Consider the following 14,204-nt stretch of genomic DNA (forward strand, 5'->3'; position numbering starts at 1 on the left):
TGGGGGCAACCCTGCGGGCCGGGGGGCTGGGCGGCGCACTGCCACGTTGCAGTCCGCTTGTGGTGCAACACACCACGGCGCGGCCTGCGCCTCGCATTGCATCCGCCCAGACCCCCGGCGCGGGTGCACCAATAGCGTGAACAGGCCCTAGCCTGCAGCCGCGGAAGCTGTCGGCGCCAGGCACACCCGGTTGCGGCCCAGCCGCTTGGCCTGCAGCAGCGCCTGATCGGCTGCGCGGATCAGGCTGGCGGAGTCGGCAAATCCGGCCGCACCGACCGCCACCCCCACGCTGACCGACAGCGGCGGCAGGTCGGGCTGCGGCGCGGCAATGGCCAGCCGGATGCGCTCGGCAATGCGCAGCGCGGCGTCTGCCCCGGTCTGCGGGCACAGCATCATGAATTCCTCGCCGCCCACGCGGGCGACAAAGTCCAAGCCGCGCGACTGCTGGCGCAGCACCAGCCCGACGGCACGCAGCGCCTGGTCGCCAACATCGTGACCGAGCCGGTCGTTGATGACCTTGAATTCATCCAGATCGAACATCAGACAGGCAAGCGCCTGCCCTTCGCTGAGCGCCTGCGCAAAGGTCATCGGCAGGTAGGCGTCGAGGGCGCGTCGGTTGCCCAGCCCCGTCAGCTCGTCGGTACCCGCGGCCTGCAGCAACTCGGCATTGCGCTGCTCCAGGGTGCGCTGGGTGCGCAGGCTGTGGCTGCGCTCGACCTCGGCCGCCGCGAGCACCCGTGTGGCACGCGCGCCGGTCTGGATTTTGGCGATCAGCATCTGCGGCAGCACTGGGGCAGAGAGCACATCGTTGGCCCCGGCATCCAGAGCGCTGAGCACGCTGTGCGGATCCATGCCGCTCGAGAGCGCCAGCAGATAAATCCGCGGCCCTTGCTGCTTGCGCAGACTGCGACACAGCTCGGCCATCTCGCTGCCATCGGCCCAGTCGAGCACCACCACACGCAGCCCCTGCACCTGCAGAATGTCGATCGCGGCAGCCGGGGTTGCCACGTCCACCACGGCGTGCCCGGCAGACTGCAGCGCCTGCCGCAGACCTGCGCGCAGCCCGTCGTCCTGCGACACCACCAGCACCTGCTCGGCCACCGGGTCGAGCAACAGCGGCGGCGCTGCCAGCGCGCGGCGCAAGCGGTCGAATTCGGCATCGACTTCCTTCTGCGCCAGCTTCATCTCGAACACCGAGGCCATGCTGGCCATGTCCTGCGCCGCACTGGCGAGCACGCCCTGCAGATCGGCCTCGGTCAAGGCGAGATGTTCTGCCAGCCGACGCATCAACCCGGCGTCCGGCTCCATGCCGTCCGGGTGCAACTGCAAGCTGCGGCTCAGCGCCACGCATTCGGCAAGTTGCGCCTCACGGCTGTCGCCTGGCTCGGCGGGCAGGGGCCGGAACCGCACGGCCTGCGCCAGCGTCATCGGGAAGCCCCAATGCCCAAGCAGCACGGCGCTGGCATCGCCCTGATCGAACCCGTAGCGCGCGCGCTGCTGTTCACCCAAGGCCTGCAAGGAGTCGGCCGCATCGGACGAGACCGCTTCCACACCCAGGCTCACCACCATGGCGAGCAGGCCCACATCGGCCAGCAGCCCCAGGCTGAACGCCTCGGCGCTGGGCATCTTGCCCACGCGCTGCGACAGATGCTGAAACACCAGGCCGCGCTGGATCGAGGTCATCCAGTAGCGCCGCAGATCGAAGCCCTCCACCGTGGCGGACTTGCTCGCCTGTATCAGCGACATGGCGATGGCCAGCCGCGCCAGCCCGCCTGTGCCGATGCGCAGCACCGCTTCCTCGATGGCCACCGCCGGGCGCATCCCGGCAAAAATGGCCGAGTTGGCCAGCTGGATCATGCGTGCCACCAACGCAGGGTCCTTGCGGGCGATGTTGGCAATGTCGCGCATGCCCAGATCCCGGCGGTCGAGCGCGCGCATGAGTTCCAGCGCCACGGCGCTGGGCGAGGGCATCGGCCGCTGCGCCGAGGTCAGAAGCTGAAGAATCGAAGCATCGGAAAGCGCGGCTGCGGGCATGTGGACGTCTTGTTTTGGAATGTCAGTGCATGTTACTGACTTGACGCACCATCGTCTCTCGGGGACAGGCCCTAAACGATCATCGGTTCACCGCCTGCATGCCGGCCTCGGGATAGCGCTCGCCGCTGGCTGCGCCCGGCGGCACTGCCTGGTGGATACGGATCAGGTCCGCCGTGGTCAGCCGTACCCGCAGCGCGCCAACGTTTTCTTCCAGATAGCGGCGGCGCTTGGTGCCCGGAATGGCGATCACATCGTCGCCCTGCGCCAGCAGCCAGGCCAGGGCGAACTGCGCCGGGGTGCAGTTCTTGGCTTCGGCCATCTGCCGCACGGTCTCGGCCAGGCGCAGATTGCGCGAGAAGGTCTCCGGCTGGAAACGTGGCGAACGACGGCGCCAGTCGTCCGGCGGCAGGTCGTCGAGCGACTTGATCTGCGAGGTCAGAAACCCCCGTCCCAGCGGGCTGTAGGCCACGAACGCGATGCCCAGCTCGCGCACCGTGTCGAGCAACTCACCCTCGGGGTCGCGCGTCCACAGCGAATACTCGGACTGCAACGCGGCAATCGGATGCACCGCATGCGCCCGGCGGATGGTGGCCGGTGCCGCTTCCGACAGGCCCAGATAGTGCACCTTGCCCGCGCGCACCAGATCGGCCATCGCGCCCACGGTGTCTTCGATGGGCACATTCGGATCGACCCGGTGCTGGTAGTACAGATCGATGACCTCGACCCCCAGGCGCTTGAGGCTGGCCTCGCAGCAGCTGCGCACATAGTCCGGGTGGCCGTTGACCCCGAGAAATTCGCCGTTCGGCCCACGCATATTGCCGAACTTGGTCGCCAGAAACACCTCGCTGCGTCGCCCGGCGATGGCACGGCCGACCAACACTTCGTTACGTCCTACGCCGTACATGTCGGCGGTATCGAGAAAATTCACCCCGAGATCGAGGGCGCGCTGAATGGTGGCGACGGATTCCGCATCATCGCCCTGCCCGTAGAACTCGGACATCCCCATGCATCCCAGGCCGAGAGCGGAGACATCCGGCCCATCGGCTCCCAATTGTCGGTACTGCATCACTGCTCCTCCTGCTCACCCAACACTGTCGTGGGCATTCGGAGTGAGCGTATCGGCTCAGGCGCGCGTGCGCTGTTACCGGGGGTAAACAGGAAAAAATGCACAGACCTCGGGCTTTCCTGCACCTTCTGGTGCGTCCGAGCGGCAGGGCGCTTTCTATCATTCGCCCCATCGCGCCATGCCGAACGCGCGCCATCGAAGACCCCCGCCATGACCCAGCCAAGCCCGCAAGACGCGCTCTCCGACATGTTCGAGCTGGCGCCCGTGTCGCTGTGGGTCGAGGATTTCAGTGCGCTGCGCGCGCTTTTCGAGCAATGGCGCAGCGCCGGCGTCACCGATCTGCGCGCCTGGTTCCGTGCAGACCCGCAGCGGATCACCGAGTGCTCCGCGCGCATTCAGGTGCTGCAGGTCAACCGCCGCACCCTGGAACTGTTCGAAGCCCGCGATCTGACGCATCTGGTGGCCAACCTCGACCGCGTCTTCCGCGACGACATGCATGTCCACCATCTGGAAGAGCTGATCCAGTTGTGGGAAGGCGCCACCCGCTACAGCAGCCAGACCGTCAACTACACCCTGAGCGGAAGGCGCCTGGACATTGCGCTCAACGCCCATGTGCTTCCCGGCCATGAGCAGACCTGGGACCGGGTGCTGCTTTCGGTCGAAGATCTCACCGAGCGCCTGCGCGCCGAGCGCAAGCTGCACGCCAGCGAGCAATACGCTCGCGGGTTGTTCGAGCATTCCCCGGTATCGCTGTGGGTCGAGGACTTCAGCGCGGTGCGCAGCCTGCTGACCATGCTGCGCGCCCAAGGCATCACCGACTTCACCACCTTCCTGCGCGTGCATCCCGAATTCATCGACCGCTGCATGCAGGAAATCCGCGTGCTCGACGTCAACCAGCAGACCCTGAGCATGGTGGGCGCCACCGACAAGGCACACCTGCTGCGCCATCTGCAAAGCGTGTTCCGTGACGACATGCGGGTGCATTTCGCCGAGCAGCTCATCGACCTGTGGAACGGCAAGCTCACCCAGCAGCGCGAAGTCATCAACTACAGCCTGGACGGGCGCCCGATCAATGCCCACATGCAGTTCGCCGTCATGCCCGGACATGACGATGACTGGGCGATGGTGCTGGTCTCGCTCACCGACATCACCGCGCGCAAGAAGGCCGAGGCGTATCTCGAATATCTGGGCAACCACGACGTGCTCACCAGCCTGCGCAACCGAACCTTCTTTGCCGATGAAATCAACCGCCTGGAGCGCAAGGAGGCCTGGCCGGTGAGCGTCATCATGCTCGACCTCAACGGCCTGAAAGCCGTGAACGACGATCTCGGCCACGCCGCAGGCGACGCGCTGCTGCGCCGCGCCGGTGAAGTTCTGGGCAAGAGCGTGGACAAGCCGCACGACGCCGCGCGCGTGGGCGGCGACGAGTTCGTGCTGCTGCTGCCCGACACCGACGCCAGCGGCGCCCAGGCGTTGTGCCAGCGTCTGCTCGAACTCATCGACCTGAACAACCAGTTCCACCAGTCGCCAAGCCTGAGCTTTTCCATGGGCATCGCCACCTGCATGCTCGGCGAGCGCCTGGAGGCCGCAGTCAACCGCGCCGACCAGCAGATGTACGCGAACAAGCGCGCGTACTACGAACAGTCAGACATCGACCGGCGGCACGATTAGGCGCTGTTCACGCTATGTGTGCACCCGCGTTTGCCCCCAGGCGGGATGGGATGCAAGGCACACACCGCAGCCACAGCCGTCGCCATGGCGAGGATGTGCCACGCCGCAGACCACCCGCTGCCCGGATGCGCAGCGCGCAGGGGATTTGTTCAGCGTTGCCTCGGCGCGGCGCAACATCCGTCAACCCCGCGTCTTGCCAGTCATCGCAATCACTTCGCGCGCTTCTTCCGGCTCCGGCAGGCCGCTGGCGACGGCCAGCGCCATGATGCCGATGCTGATGATGACCACGACCACCATGCCCTGATAAAAGGTCAGCATGCCGGTGCCGCCGATCAGATCCTTCGGGCCCAGGTAAGTCACCAGCCACATGGCGAAGAAATACGGCGCCAGCCACCACGCGCCTTTCCATTGCAGGTGGCTGAGCTTGCCGCCGTGGGTGATGGCCTGACCGATGATGAACAGCACAAAGATCACCGCCAGGCCCCCGAACAGAAAGTTGTCCGTGCCCGCGCCCGACCAGTAGATGATGAAGTTGGACACAATGAACGCCAGCGGCGCCCACAGGCTCGCGCCCTTCAGGGTGTAGGGCCGCGGGTAGGTGCTCATCGGCAGACTGCGGCGCAGGGTCATCAGCGCCACCGGGCCGATGCCGTAGCCCAGCACGGTGGCCGATGAAATGAAGGTGACGATCTTCTGCCACGACGGAAACGGCAGGAAGAACAGAATGCCCACGATCCAGGTGATCCACAGCCCGGTGGACGGCGCGCCGTTTTTGTTGAGCTTGGCGAACCAGGGCGTGGACAGGCCGTCGCGTCCGGTGGCGTAGACCACGCGGGCCGTGGTGCCGCCATACACCAGGCCGGTGCCAGCGGGCGAGATGACCGCGTCGATGTAGAGCAGGATGGCCAGCCAGCTCATGCCCAGTATCACCGCCAGCCCGGCGAACGGGCCGGACACCCCGGTGAAGTGCAGCTTGGCCCAGCCCTGCGCGATGTCTGCCGGGTTCACCGCGCCGATCAGCGCGACTTCGAGCATGACAAAAATGAGACCGGCGATCAGCACCGAGCCGATGATGGCGATCGGCACATCGCGCTGCGGATTGGTGGCTTCTCCCGAGAGTTCGATCGCCTGACGAAAGCCCAGGTAGCTGAACACGATGCCCGAGGTCGCGATTGCCGCGATGGTGCCCTTGGCGCCGAAAGGTGCGAAACCCTGCGCGGTGAAATTGCCCACATGGAACGACGAAATCATCAGCGCCACGATGGCCAGCACCGGAATGATGAGTTTCCAGATCATCAGGGTATTGCCCAGCCGCAGCAGCGCGCGCACGCCCCAGGCGTTGATCAGGATGAACACCCCCAGCAATGCGATGCTCACCGCCATGCCGGTGTCGGTGAGCAGCGACGTCTTGGTGTCGACCATGCCCGGCAGGTAGTTGTTGGCATAGGTCACCACAGCCAGCACCTCCGCCGGGGCCACGGTCACATAGCCGAGAAACACCACCCAGCTCACCACCGCCGCGGCCAGATGGCCGTGGCTGAGCTTGGGGAAGGTGATGACGGCGCCCATGCCCGGAAACGCACTGGTGAGTTCGGCATTGACAAAGGCGAGCACCAGAATGGCCGCCCCGCCGATGGCCCAGGACAGAATGCTCGCTGGACCGGCCTGCGTGGCTGCGGTCAGCGGCGCAAACAGCCAGCCCGAGCCGATGATGGCCGTCAGGCTGGCAAACAGCAGGCTCCAGATGCCCGCCGCCTTGCGGATGCGGTGCTGCGGCGCGGCGGCCGAAGCCGAGGAAGGGATGTGAACGCTGGCCATGTTGTGCTCCTCATTGGTCTCTTGATGCGTGGGTTTTAGGTCGATTCACCGCGCAATGCCGTTTGAAAACGTAACCACGGCGGCACAGCGAAACATCTCTTTGCCGAAACTTGCGCAACCGGATTTCGCGGTCAAACCGATTCGCTATGCTTGTTGCATGAACAAACAACGTCTCTTGCGCCACAAGCGCAATCACCTGATCGACCGCAACTTTCCGAGCGCGGGCGAAGATGCGGCCATCGTTGCCATCGAGCCCTCGCCTTACGACCAGCCGGGCAGCAGCTACAAGCTGGCCTTCACCGATACCGAGTTCATCCTGCGCGAGGAAATGCGCGCGGTGCGCATGCAGCTCGAGCTGCTCAAGCCCGAGATCATCCAGACCGAGCACGGCATCGAATCGACCATCGTGATCTTCGGCAGCGCCCGCATCCTGCCGCAGGACGTGGCGCAGCAGCGCCTGGCAGACGCGATCGCCAGCGGCGATGCGCAGGACGTCGCCCGCGCCCGTATGCAGGTGGAGATGTCGCGCTACTACGAAGAGGCGCGACGCTTTGCCGCCATCGTCACGCGCACCACCTGCGACGCCGATGCGCCGCTGGTCGTCGTCACCGGCGGCGGCCCCGGCATCATGGAGGCGGGCAACCGCGGCGCGTACGAGGCGCAGGGCAAGAGCGTCGGGCTGAACATCGTGCTGCAACACGAGCAACGCCCCAATCCCTACATCACCCCGGAGCTGTGCTTTCAGTTCCACTACTTCGCGCTTCGCAAGATGCACTTTTTGATGCGCTCGGTCGCGCTGGTGTGCTTTCCCGGTGGTTTCGGCACGCTCGACGAGCTGTTCGAAGTGCTCACCCTCACGCAGGCGCGCAAGGTGCGCCGTCGCCCCATCGTGCTGTTCGGCGAGAGCTTCTGGCGCAAGCTGATCAATTTCGACTATCTGGTGGAAACCGGCATGATCTCGCCGGAAGACGTGCATCTGTTTCACTTCGTCGAGACTGCCGAGCAGGCGTGGGAGGTGATCGAGCAGGCGTTCGAGGTGGAAAACGCCGAGGTCGCCGACACCGAGGCCGCCGCATGAGGCAGCGCGCCCCGGTGCAGCTCATCGGTGCGCCCACCGACATCGGCGCGGGCGACCGCGGCGCGTCGATGGGGCCCGAAGCGCTGCGCGTGGCCGGCATCGACCTGGCGCTGCGTGGCCTGGGTCTGGAAGTGCATGACAGCGGCAACCTCATCGGCCCGCACAACCCCTGGCAGCCGCCGGTGGACGGCTATCGCCACCTGCCCGAGGTCATCGCCTGGAACACCGCGGTGCACCGCACCGTGGGCGCTGCGCTGCAGGCGGGCGCGCTGCCGATCCTGCTCGGCGGCGACCACAGCCTGGCGATCGGCTCGCTCAGCGCGGTGGCGCAGCATTGCCGCGCGCACCGTCGCAAGCTGCGCGTGCTCTGGCTCGACGCGCATGCCGACTTCAACACCCACACCGTCACCCCCACCGGCAATCTGCACGGCATGCCGGTGGCCTGTCTGTGCGGCAATGGGCCGCAGGCGCTCACCACGCTGGGGGGTCCGGCGCCGCAGTTGCAGTCATCGTGCATCCGCCAGATCGGCATCCGCAGCGTCGATGCCGAGGAAAAGCGCCTGGTGCACGCCGTGGGGCTGGAGGTGTTCGACATGCGCTTCATCGACGAATACGGCATGCGCGAGACCATGAACCGGGCGCTGGCCGGGCTGGATGCCGACACCCATCTGCACGTGAGCTTCGATGTCGATTTCCTCGACCCCGACATCGCCCCCGGCGTGGGCACCACCGTTCCCGGCGGCCCGACCTACCGCGAGGCGCAGCTCTGCATGGAAATGATCGCCGACACCGGGCGGCTCGCCTCGCTCGATGTGGTGGAGCTCAACCCCGCGTTCGACGAGCGCAACCGCACCGCACGTGTGGCGGTCGATCTGATCGAAAGTCTGTTCGGCAAGTCCACGCTGATGCGCAAGTAAGCATCCAGGGCGGCGCTGCGACAATGGCGCCATGCCGATGAAGTTCCCCACCGCCCTGGATGCGCTGCAGCATGTCTGGGGCTACACCACATTCCGCGGCCTGCAGGCGCAGGCCATCGACCATGTCACCCACGGCGGCGACGCGCTCGTGCTCATGCCCACCGGCGGCGGCAAGTCGCTGTGCTTTCAGATCCCGGCGCTGCTGCGCGAGGGTGTGGGCATCGTGGTGTCGCCGCTGATCGCGCTGATGCAGGACCAGGTGGCCGCGCTGCGCGAGCTGGGCATTCGCGCCGCCTTTCTCAACTCCACCCTCGATGCCACCGAGGCCAGAGCCGTGCAGCGCGCTGCGCGCCTGGGCGAACTCGACCTGCTCTACATGGCGCCGGAGCGGCTGCTCAGCGAATCCGGCATGGCCTTGCTCGACGATCTGCGCATCGCGCTGTTTGCGATCGACGAGGCGCACTGCGTCTCGCAATGGGGTCACGACTTCCGCCCGGAGTACGGCCAGCTTTCGGTGCTGCGCGAGCGCTGGCCCGCCGTGCCGCGCGTGGCGCTCACCGCCACCGCAGACGCTCCGACACGGCATGAGATCGTTCAGCGTCTGCTGCAGGATGGCGCTGAATTCGTCTCCAGTTTCGACCGACCCAACATCCGCTACCGGGTGGTGGAAAAGCGCGACGGCCGCGCCCAGTTGCTGCAGTTCATTCGTACCGAGCATCCGCTCGATTGCGGCGTGGTGTACTGCCTGTCGCGCAGCACCGTGGAGGAAGTGGCGCAGATGCTTGCGGGCAACGGCCTGCGCGCCCTGCCCTATCACGCCGGCCTGCCGACTGCCACGCGCGCAGCGCACCTGCGGCGCTTTCTCGACGAAGACGGCGTCATCATGGTGGCCACCATCGCCTTTGGCATGGGCATCGACAAGCCCGATGTGCGCTTCGTTGCGCACCTGGACATGCCCAAGTCCATCGAAGGCTATTTTCAGGAAACCGGCCGCGCCGGGCGCGACGGCCTGCCCGCGCAAGCCTGGATGGCCTATGGCCTGCAGGACGTGGTGCAGCAGCGCCGCCTCATCGATCTCTCGGACGCCGACGACACCTACAAGCGCCTGTCCACCGCCAAGCTCGACTCCATGCTGGCGCTGGCCGAGGCCGCCGACTGCCGCCGCGTGCGCCTGCTGGGCTATTTCGGCGAAAGCAGCACGCCCTGCGGCAACTGCGACAACTGCCTGAATCCGCCACAGCTCATCGACGCCACGGAGGCCGCGCAGAAACTGCTGTCCACCATCTACCGTTGCGGCCAGTCGAGCGGCACCAGCTTCGCCGCCAGCCACCTCATCGACGTGCTGCGCGGCAAGCGCACCGACAAAACCGAGCGCCATGGCCACCACACCCTGTCCACCTTCGGCATCGGTGCCGATTGGAGTGAAACCGACTGGCGCCTGCTGCTGCGCCAGCTGGTGGCGCAGCGGCTCGTCGAAGTGGACGCCGCGCACTTCAACGTGCTGCACCTCACCGACGCGAGCCGCGCCGTGCTCAAGGGCACGCAACGCATCTATCTCAAGCACCGCGAGCCGGGGAGCGAACGCAAGCGCCGCGCAAGCAGCGGCAATTCCAGTTCCACTGGCACTCGTCTGACCATGCAGACGCTGTCCAGCGCCGATGCCGAGTTGTTCGCCCGCCTGCGCACCTGGCGCGCCGCCACTGCCAAGGAACACGGCGTGCCCGCCTACGTGGTGTTCCCTGACGCCACGCTGCAGGCCATCGCCCTGGCCCGCCCGGACAGCCTCGACGCCCTGCGCGGCATCTCCGGCGTGGGTGATAAAAAGCGCGACACTTACGGCGCCGCGCTGCTCGACGTCATCGCCCGGCAGGCTTGATCACACTTGCCTCGCGCGTTTTCCACAGCGAGAACAACACCCCAGCGGCCAGCAGGCCGAAGGTCACGGCCAGACTGATCGCGGAGGGAATCTTGCCGATCAGTTCTGCCGCGATGATCTTGCCGCCAATGAACACCAGCACCAGCGCCAGCGCGTATTTCAGATACGCAAAGCGGTGCAAAATGGCCGCCAGCGCGAAGTAAAGCGCCCGCAGGCCGAGGATGGCGAAGAGATTGCTCGTGTACACCACGAAGGGATCGGAGGTGACGGCAAAGACCGCCGGCACACTGTCCACCGCGAACACCAGATCGGCCAGTTCCACCGTGACCAAGGCCATGAACAAGGGCGTGGCGAAGCGGCGCATGCGGCCGCTGGCGTCGGGCAGCTTCACCCAGAAAGCCTTGCCGTGCAGTTGCTCGGTCACGGGGACGATGCGACGAATCAGCCGCAGTACGGGGTTGCGCATCGGGTCGGGCGCATGGTCTGCGGCCCACAGCATCTTGATGCCGGTGTAGATCAAGAAGGCGGCAAAGATGTACAAAACCCAGTGGAACTGCTGCACCAGCGTGGCGCCCGCGCCGATGAGGATGGCGCGCAGCACGATCACGCCCAGAATGCCCCAGAACAACACGCGGTGCTGCAACGCTCGCGGCACGGCAAACGCGCCGAACACCAGCGAAATCACAAACACATTGTCGAGCGACAGGCTTTTTTCCACCGCGTAGGCGGTGAAGTAATCCATCCCCGCCTGCGCGCCCACCTGCCACCACAGCCAGCCACCGAACACCATCGCCACGGCGATGTAACCCGCAGACAGCCACAGACTCTCGGCCACGCCGATCTCGCCACCATCGCGGTGCAGCACACCGAGGTCGAGCGCCAGCAAAGCCACGACCACGCCGCCAAACACCAGCCAAAGCCAGATGGCATGGCCGAAAAACAAGGTATTCAACATGTCCATGAGAGTTCAGAAGCGCATGAAAAAAGGGGCATCAGCCCCCAAGGAATGACACGGCTGGAGCGCCTGATGTGTCAGTCAAAAGTGTCAATCGAAATCGAACAGATCCGACAGCAGCGACTTGCGTTTATAGGGCTTGCCGTAGCGCGGGTCGCCATGCCTGTTGCGGAAATCGCTGTCTTCAAAGTCCGATCGCCGGTGAGGCTGCTGGTCAGCCGGTTGCTGCTGCACAGGTTGCGGCACAGCAAGCGCAGCACGCTGGCCAGCCGCTCGTTCTGCTGCGGCAGCGCGCTCGATGATTTTGTCGAGCTCGCCACGGTCGAGCCACACGCCACGGCAAGCGGGGCAGTAATCGATCTCGATGCCGTGGCGTTCTGCCATCACCAGCGTGGTATCGGTGCAATGCGGGCATTTCATCGCTCGTCCCTCAGTCGTCGCTGCTCATGAAGCCGAGCAACTGCAGCAGGCTGGTGAAGAGGTTGAAAATGCTGACGAACAGGCTCACGGTTGCGAGGATGTAGTTGGTCTCGCCACCCTGGATGATGCGGCTGGTCTCGAACAGAATCATCCCCGACATGAGCAGCACCACCGCAGCCGAAACCGTGAGTGACAAGGCTGGAATCTGAAAGAACACCGCGGCAAGACCGGCCAGCAGCGCGACGATCATGCCGGCAAACAGGAAGCCGCCCATGAAACTGAAGTCCCGTTTGCTGGTGAGCACCCAAGCCGAAAGCCCAAAGAAAATCAGCGCGGTGCCGCCGAAGGCCATGGCCACGATCTCGCTGCCGCCTTGCATCGCTAGGTAATGGTTGACGATGGGCCCCAAGGTGTAACCCATAAACCCAGTAAGGGCGAACACCGAAGCCAGACCCCACGCACTTTGGCTCAGTTTGTAGGTGGCAAAGAGCAGGCCGAAATACCCCAACAGGGTGATGATGATGCCAGGATGCGGCAGTTTCAGCGCCGCGCTCACCGTCGCTGCGGCCGCGCTGAACGTAAGGGTCAGCGCCAGCAGTGCATAGGTGTTGCGCAGCACACGATGGGCGGGAACAGAGGCGGTGGCAGTGCCGGATGAATAGACCACGGCACGCTTGCCCCAGGCATTGCTGTCGTTCATGTCAAGCTCCAGTGAAAAGTCGATGGCGTCACTTTACGCACGCAAACACTTCGCGTAAATTCGTATTTATGAATTTTTCATTTCGATTTATTCGAACTGATTGAAGGACGCCGGCATGAATTTCAAACACCTGCACTACTTCTGGGTGACCGCAAAGACCGGCGGCATCGTGCGCGCAGGAAAGCAGCTGCACATCACGCCACAAACCCTCAGCGGGCAGATCAAGTTGCTGGAAGAGCAACTGGGCAAGCCGCTGTTTCGCAAGAACGGGCGCGGGCTGGAGCTCACCGCGTCGGGCCAGCTTGCACTGCGCTACGCGGACGACATCTTCACCCTGGGCGCCGAACTGGAAGCCGCGCTGCAGCACGATCAACCCGCACGCCCGACCGCACCGCTGCGCATCGGCGTCACCGACGCCGTGCCCAAGGCCATTGCCTACCGGCTGATCGAGCCCGCGTTGCAAGGGGACGAATCACCCCGGCTGGTCTGCGAGGAAGGCGAAATGGACGATCTGCTGGCCGATCTCGCCGTCCATCGCCTCGATCTGGTGATTGCGGACGCCCCCTTGCCCGCGCATGTGAATGTGCGTGCATTCAACCACCGGCTCGGCCGCACCACGCTGAGTTTTTTTGCCGCGCCGCAACTCCACGCGCGCGCCGTGCAGTCTTTCCCGCACTGTCTGGCGGAGTTGCCTCTGCTGCTGCCTGCAACCAGTTCAGCGGCGCGCGGCCAGATCGATCGGTGGCTGGGCAGTCAAAAGATTGCCGCACAGATCGCCGGGGAATTCGAAGACGGCGCGCTGATGACCGCTTTCGGCCGCGAAGGACGGGGTGCGTTTGCCGCCCCCAGTGTGTTGCAAGCCGACCTGGAGCGCGAGCTGGGCGTGCGCCTGCTGGGCCACTGCGATGACATGCACCAAGAGTTCTACGCCATCTCGGTGGAGCGGCGCATCACCCATCCCGGCGTGGCACAGATCACCCGCGTCGCCAGAGACCTGCTTGGCGCCTGAGTAGAGCAGGAACACCTCAGACCAACATCAAGGAAACGCCGGGATGTCGGTATCCATGCCCTCGGAGGCCACGGTCGGGCAGCAGTCCTTCATCCGGTCCTGAATGGCCTGCACCTGCTCATGCGCCACATCCGCCATCACCAGAACCTGACCGGAGGCGATGGCCTCCTTGAAACGCGCGAGTCGGGTGCTGCTCACGCTCACCCCCACCAGGCTGCTGGCCCAGCTGCCGACCAGCGCACCGGCAGCCGCCAGCGCAATCACGATCCCGCCCGCCGGAATGATGGCCATGCCCGGCAACGCCACCGCCACCAGCCCGGCAATCAGCCCCGTGGTGCCGCCAGCCGCCGCACCGCGCTCGATGGCAGGAATGAGGTCGGAACGCTGCGCGATACCCGCCTCGGGCAGATCGCCCAGTTGCGTGCCCTCGCGTGCCAGCACATGAATGTGCTTGTCCGGAATGCGCGCGAGCAGCAGGTGATCAACCAACGCGTGCGCGCTGGATACATCCGGGGCAAGAAAAAAGAGTCTGCGCATGACTGTCTCCTGGTTAGGCCAGGGTGACACCGAGAACGCCGCCGCCTCGGCAAACCAAGCCTTCATGGCAAGCGTAGGCGGGAAGTATGAAAGCTGGCTTAGGGTTTTAACGGGGATATGGCG

At 65.3% G+C, this 14,204-nt stretch carries 12 protein-coding genes; 5 read left to right on the forward strand and 7 right to left on the reverse strand.

All coding sequences use genetic code 11. From position 1 onward, the window contains the following. Positions 1 to 147: 147 nt before the first annotated feature. A complete protein-coding gene (locus tag AC1ZQA_RS11645; RefSeq protein ID WP_482677043.1) occupies positions 148 to 2,034 on the reverse strand; it encodes a sensor domain-containing diguanylate cyclase in 1,887 nt (628 codons plus the stop codon). Positions 2,035 to 2,113: 79 nt separating this feature from the next. Further along, positions 2,114 to 3,100 carry an aldo/keto reductase gene (locus tag AC1ZQA_RS11650; protein WP_482677044.1) on the reverse strand — a complete coding sequence of 329 codons (987 nt, stop codon included), beginning with the start codon at positions 3,098 to 3,100 and terminating at the stop codon, positions 2,114 to 2,116. 210 nt (positions 3,101 to 3,310) lie between these two features. On the opposite strand from AC1ZQA_RS11650, the gene AC1ZQA_RS11655 reads away from it, so the two are divergent. After that, positions 3,311 to 4,771, forward strand: a complete 1,461-nt coding sequence (locus AC1ZQA_RS11655; protein ID WP_482677045.1) for a sensor domain-containing diguanylate cyclase — start codon at positions 3,311 to 3,313, stop codon at positions 4,769 to 4,771. Positions 4,772 to 4,951: 180 nt separating this feature from the next. Here AC1ZQA_RS11655 and AC1ZQA_RS11660 read toward each other — a convergent pair whose 3' ends face one another. After that, the gene (locus tag AC1ZQA_RS11660) at positions 4,952 to 6,589 is read right to left on the reverse strand and encodes an APC family permease (RefSeq protein WP_482677046.1); all 1,638 of its coding nucleotides are present in this window, start codon (positions 6,587 to 6,589) and stop codon (positions 4,952 to 4,954) included. A gap of 157 nt (positions 6,590 to 6,746) precedes the next feature. Here AC1ZQA_RS11660 and AC1ZQA_RS11665 point away from each other — a divergent pair, with 157 nt between their 5' ends. Genes AC1ZQA_RS11665 through recQ form a run of 3 tightly spaced genes read left to right on the forward strand, consistent with a single transcriptional unit; the run spans position 6,747 to position 10,460 of the window. Further along, positions 6,747 to 7,667: an LOG family protein gene (locus AC1ZQA_RS11665; protein ID WP_482677047.1), complete on the forward strand. Its 921-nt coding sequence runs from the start codon at positions 6,747 to 6,749 to the stop codon at positions 7,665 to 7,667. Beyond that, on the forward strand, positions 7,664 to 8,584 hold the full coding sequence (rocF, locus tag AC1ZQA_RS11670) for an arginase (RefSeq protein WP_482677048.1): 921 nt from the start codon (positions 7,664 to 7,666) through the stop codon (positions 8,582 to 8,584). Before AC1ZQA_RS11665 ends, rocF begins: the two co-directional genes overlap by 4 nt. Positions 8,585 to 8,621: 37 nt before the next feature. Then, positions 8,622 to 10,460, forward strand: coding sequence for a DNA helicase RecQ (gene recQ / locus AC1ZQA_RS11675; RefSeq protein WP_482679323.1), 1,839 nt, complete (start codon positions 8,622 to 8,624; stop codon positions 10,458 to 10,460). Here the strand turns inward: recQ and AC1ZQA_RS11680 are convergent. From AC1ZQA_RS11680 to AC1ZQA_RS11690, 3 genes are all read right to left on the reverse strand, one after another. Continuing rightward, positions 10,441 to 11,421: a TerC family protein gene (locus tag AC1ZQA_RS11680; protein ID WP_482677049.1), complete on the reverse strand. Its 981-nt coding sequence runs from the start codon at positions 11,419 to 11,421 to the stop codon at positions 10,441 to 10,443. The two genes, recQ and AC1ZQA_RS11680, sit on opposite strands and share 20 nt — an antisense overlap. A gap of 84 nt (positions 11,422 to 11,505) precedes the next feature. Then, entirely contained in the window at positions 11,506 to 11,835 is a 330-nt protein-coding gene (locus tag AC1ZQA_RS11685) for a TFIIB-type zinc ribbon-containing protein (RefSeq protein WP_482677050.1), read from the reverse strand. Between the two features lie 10 nt (positions 11,836 to 11,845). After that, a complete protein-coding gene (locus AC1ZQA_RS11690) occupies positions 11,846 to 12,535 on the reverse strand; it encodes a Bax inhibitor-1/YccA family protein (protein ID WP_482677051.1) in 690 nt (229 codons plus the stop codon). 115 nt (positions 12,536 to 12,650) lie between these two features. Here AC1ZQA_RS11690 and nhaR point away from each other — a divergent pair, with 115 nt between their 5' ends. Next, positions 12,651 to 13,544 carry a transcriptional activator NhaR gene (gene nhaR / locus AC1ZQA_RS11695; protein WP_482677052.1) on the forward strand — a complete coding sequence of 298 codons (894 nt, stop codon included), beginning with the start codon at positions 12,651 to 12,653 and terminating at the stop codon, positions 13,542 to 13,544. Between the two features lie 27 nt (positions 13,545 to 13,571). Here the strand turns inward: nhaR and AC1ZQA_RS11700 are convergent, their stop codons facing one another. Beyond that, entirely contained in the window at positions 13,572 to 14,081 is a 510-nt protein-coding gene (locus tag AC1ZQA_RS11700) for a DUF1269 domain-containing protein (protein ID WP_482677053.1), read from the reverse strand. Positions 14,082 to 14,204: the final 123 nt, after the last annotated feature.

The sequence above is a fragment of the Thiomonas sp. DCM-2 genome (assembly GCF_056820905.1).

Coding starts and splice junctions, on each gene's coding strand:
- AC1ZQA_RS11645 (WP_482677043.1), bottom strand. CDS start 2,034: ATGCCCGCAGCCGCGCTTTCCGATGCTTCGATTCTTCAGCTTCTGACC.
- AC1ZQA_RS11650 (WP_482677044.1), bottom strand. CDS start 3,100: ATGCAGTACCGACAATTGGGAGCCGATGGGCCGGATGTCTCCGCTCTC.
- nhaR (WP_482677052.1), top strand. CDS start 12,651: ATGAATTTCAAACACCTGCACTACTTCTGGGTGACCGCAAAGACCGGC.
- AC1ZQA_RS11665 (WP_482677047.1), top strand. CDS start 6,747: ATGAACAAACAACGTCTCTTGCGCCACAAGCGCAATCACCTGATCGAC.
- AC1ZQA_RS11700 (WP_482677053.1), bottom strand. CDS start 14,081: ATGCGCAGACTCTTTTTTCTTGCCCCGGATGTATCCAGCGCGCACGCG.
- AC1ZQA_RS11680 (WP_482677049.1), bottom strand. CDS start 11,421: ATGGACATGTTGAATACCTTGTTTTTCGGCCATGCCATCTGGCTTTGG.
- AC1ZQA_RS11685 (WP_482677050.1), bottom strand. CDS start 11,835: ATGAAATGCCCGCATTGCACCGATACCACGCTGGTGATGGCAGAACGC.
- AC1ZQA_RS11660 (WP_482677046.1), bottom strand. CDS start 6,589: ATGGCCAGCGTTCACATCCCTTCCTCGGCTTCGGCCGCCGCGCCGCAG.
- recQ (WP_482679323.1), top strand. CDS start 8,622: ATGAAGTTCCCCACCGCCCTGGATGCGCTGCAGCATGTCTGGGGCTAC.
- rocF (WP_482677048.1), top strand. CDS start 7,664: ATGAGGCAGCGCGCCCCGGTGCAGCTCATCGGTGCGCCCACCGACATC.
- AC1ZQA_RS11655 (WP_482677045.1), top strand. CDS start 3,311: ATGACCCAGCCAAGCCCGCAAGACGCGCTCTCCGACATGTTCGAGCTG.
- AC1ZQA_RS11690 (WP_482677051.1), bottom strand. CDS start 12,535: ATGAACGACAGCAATGCCTGGGGCAAGCGTGCCGTGGTCTATTCATCC.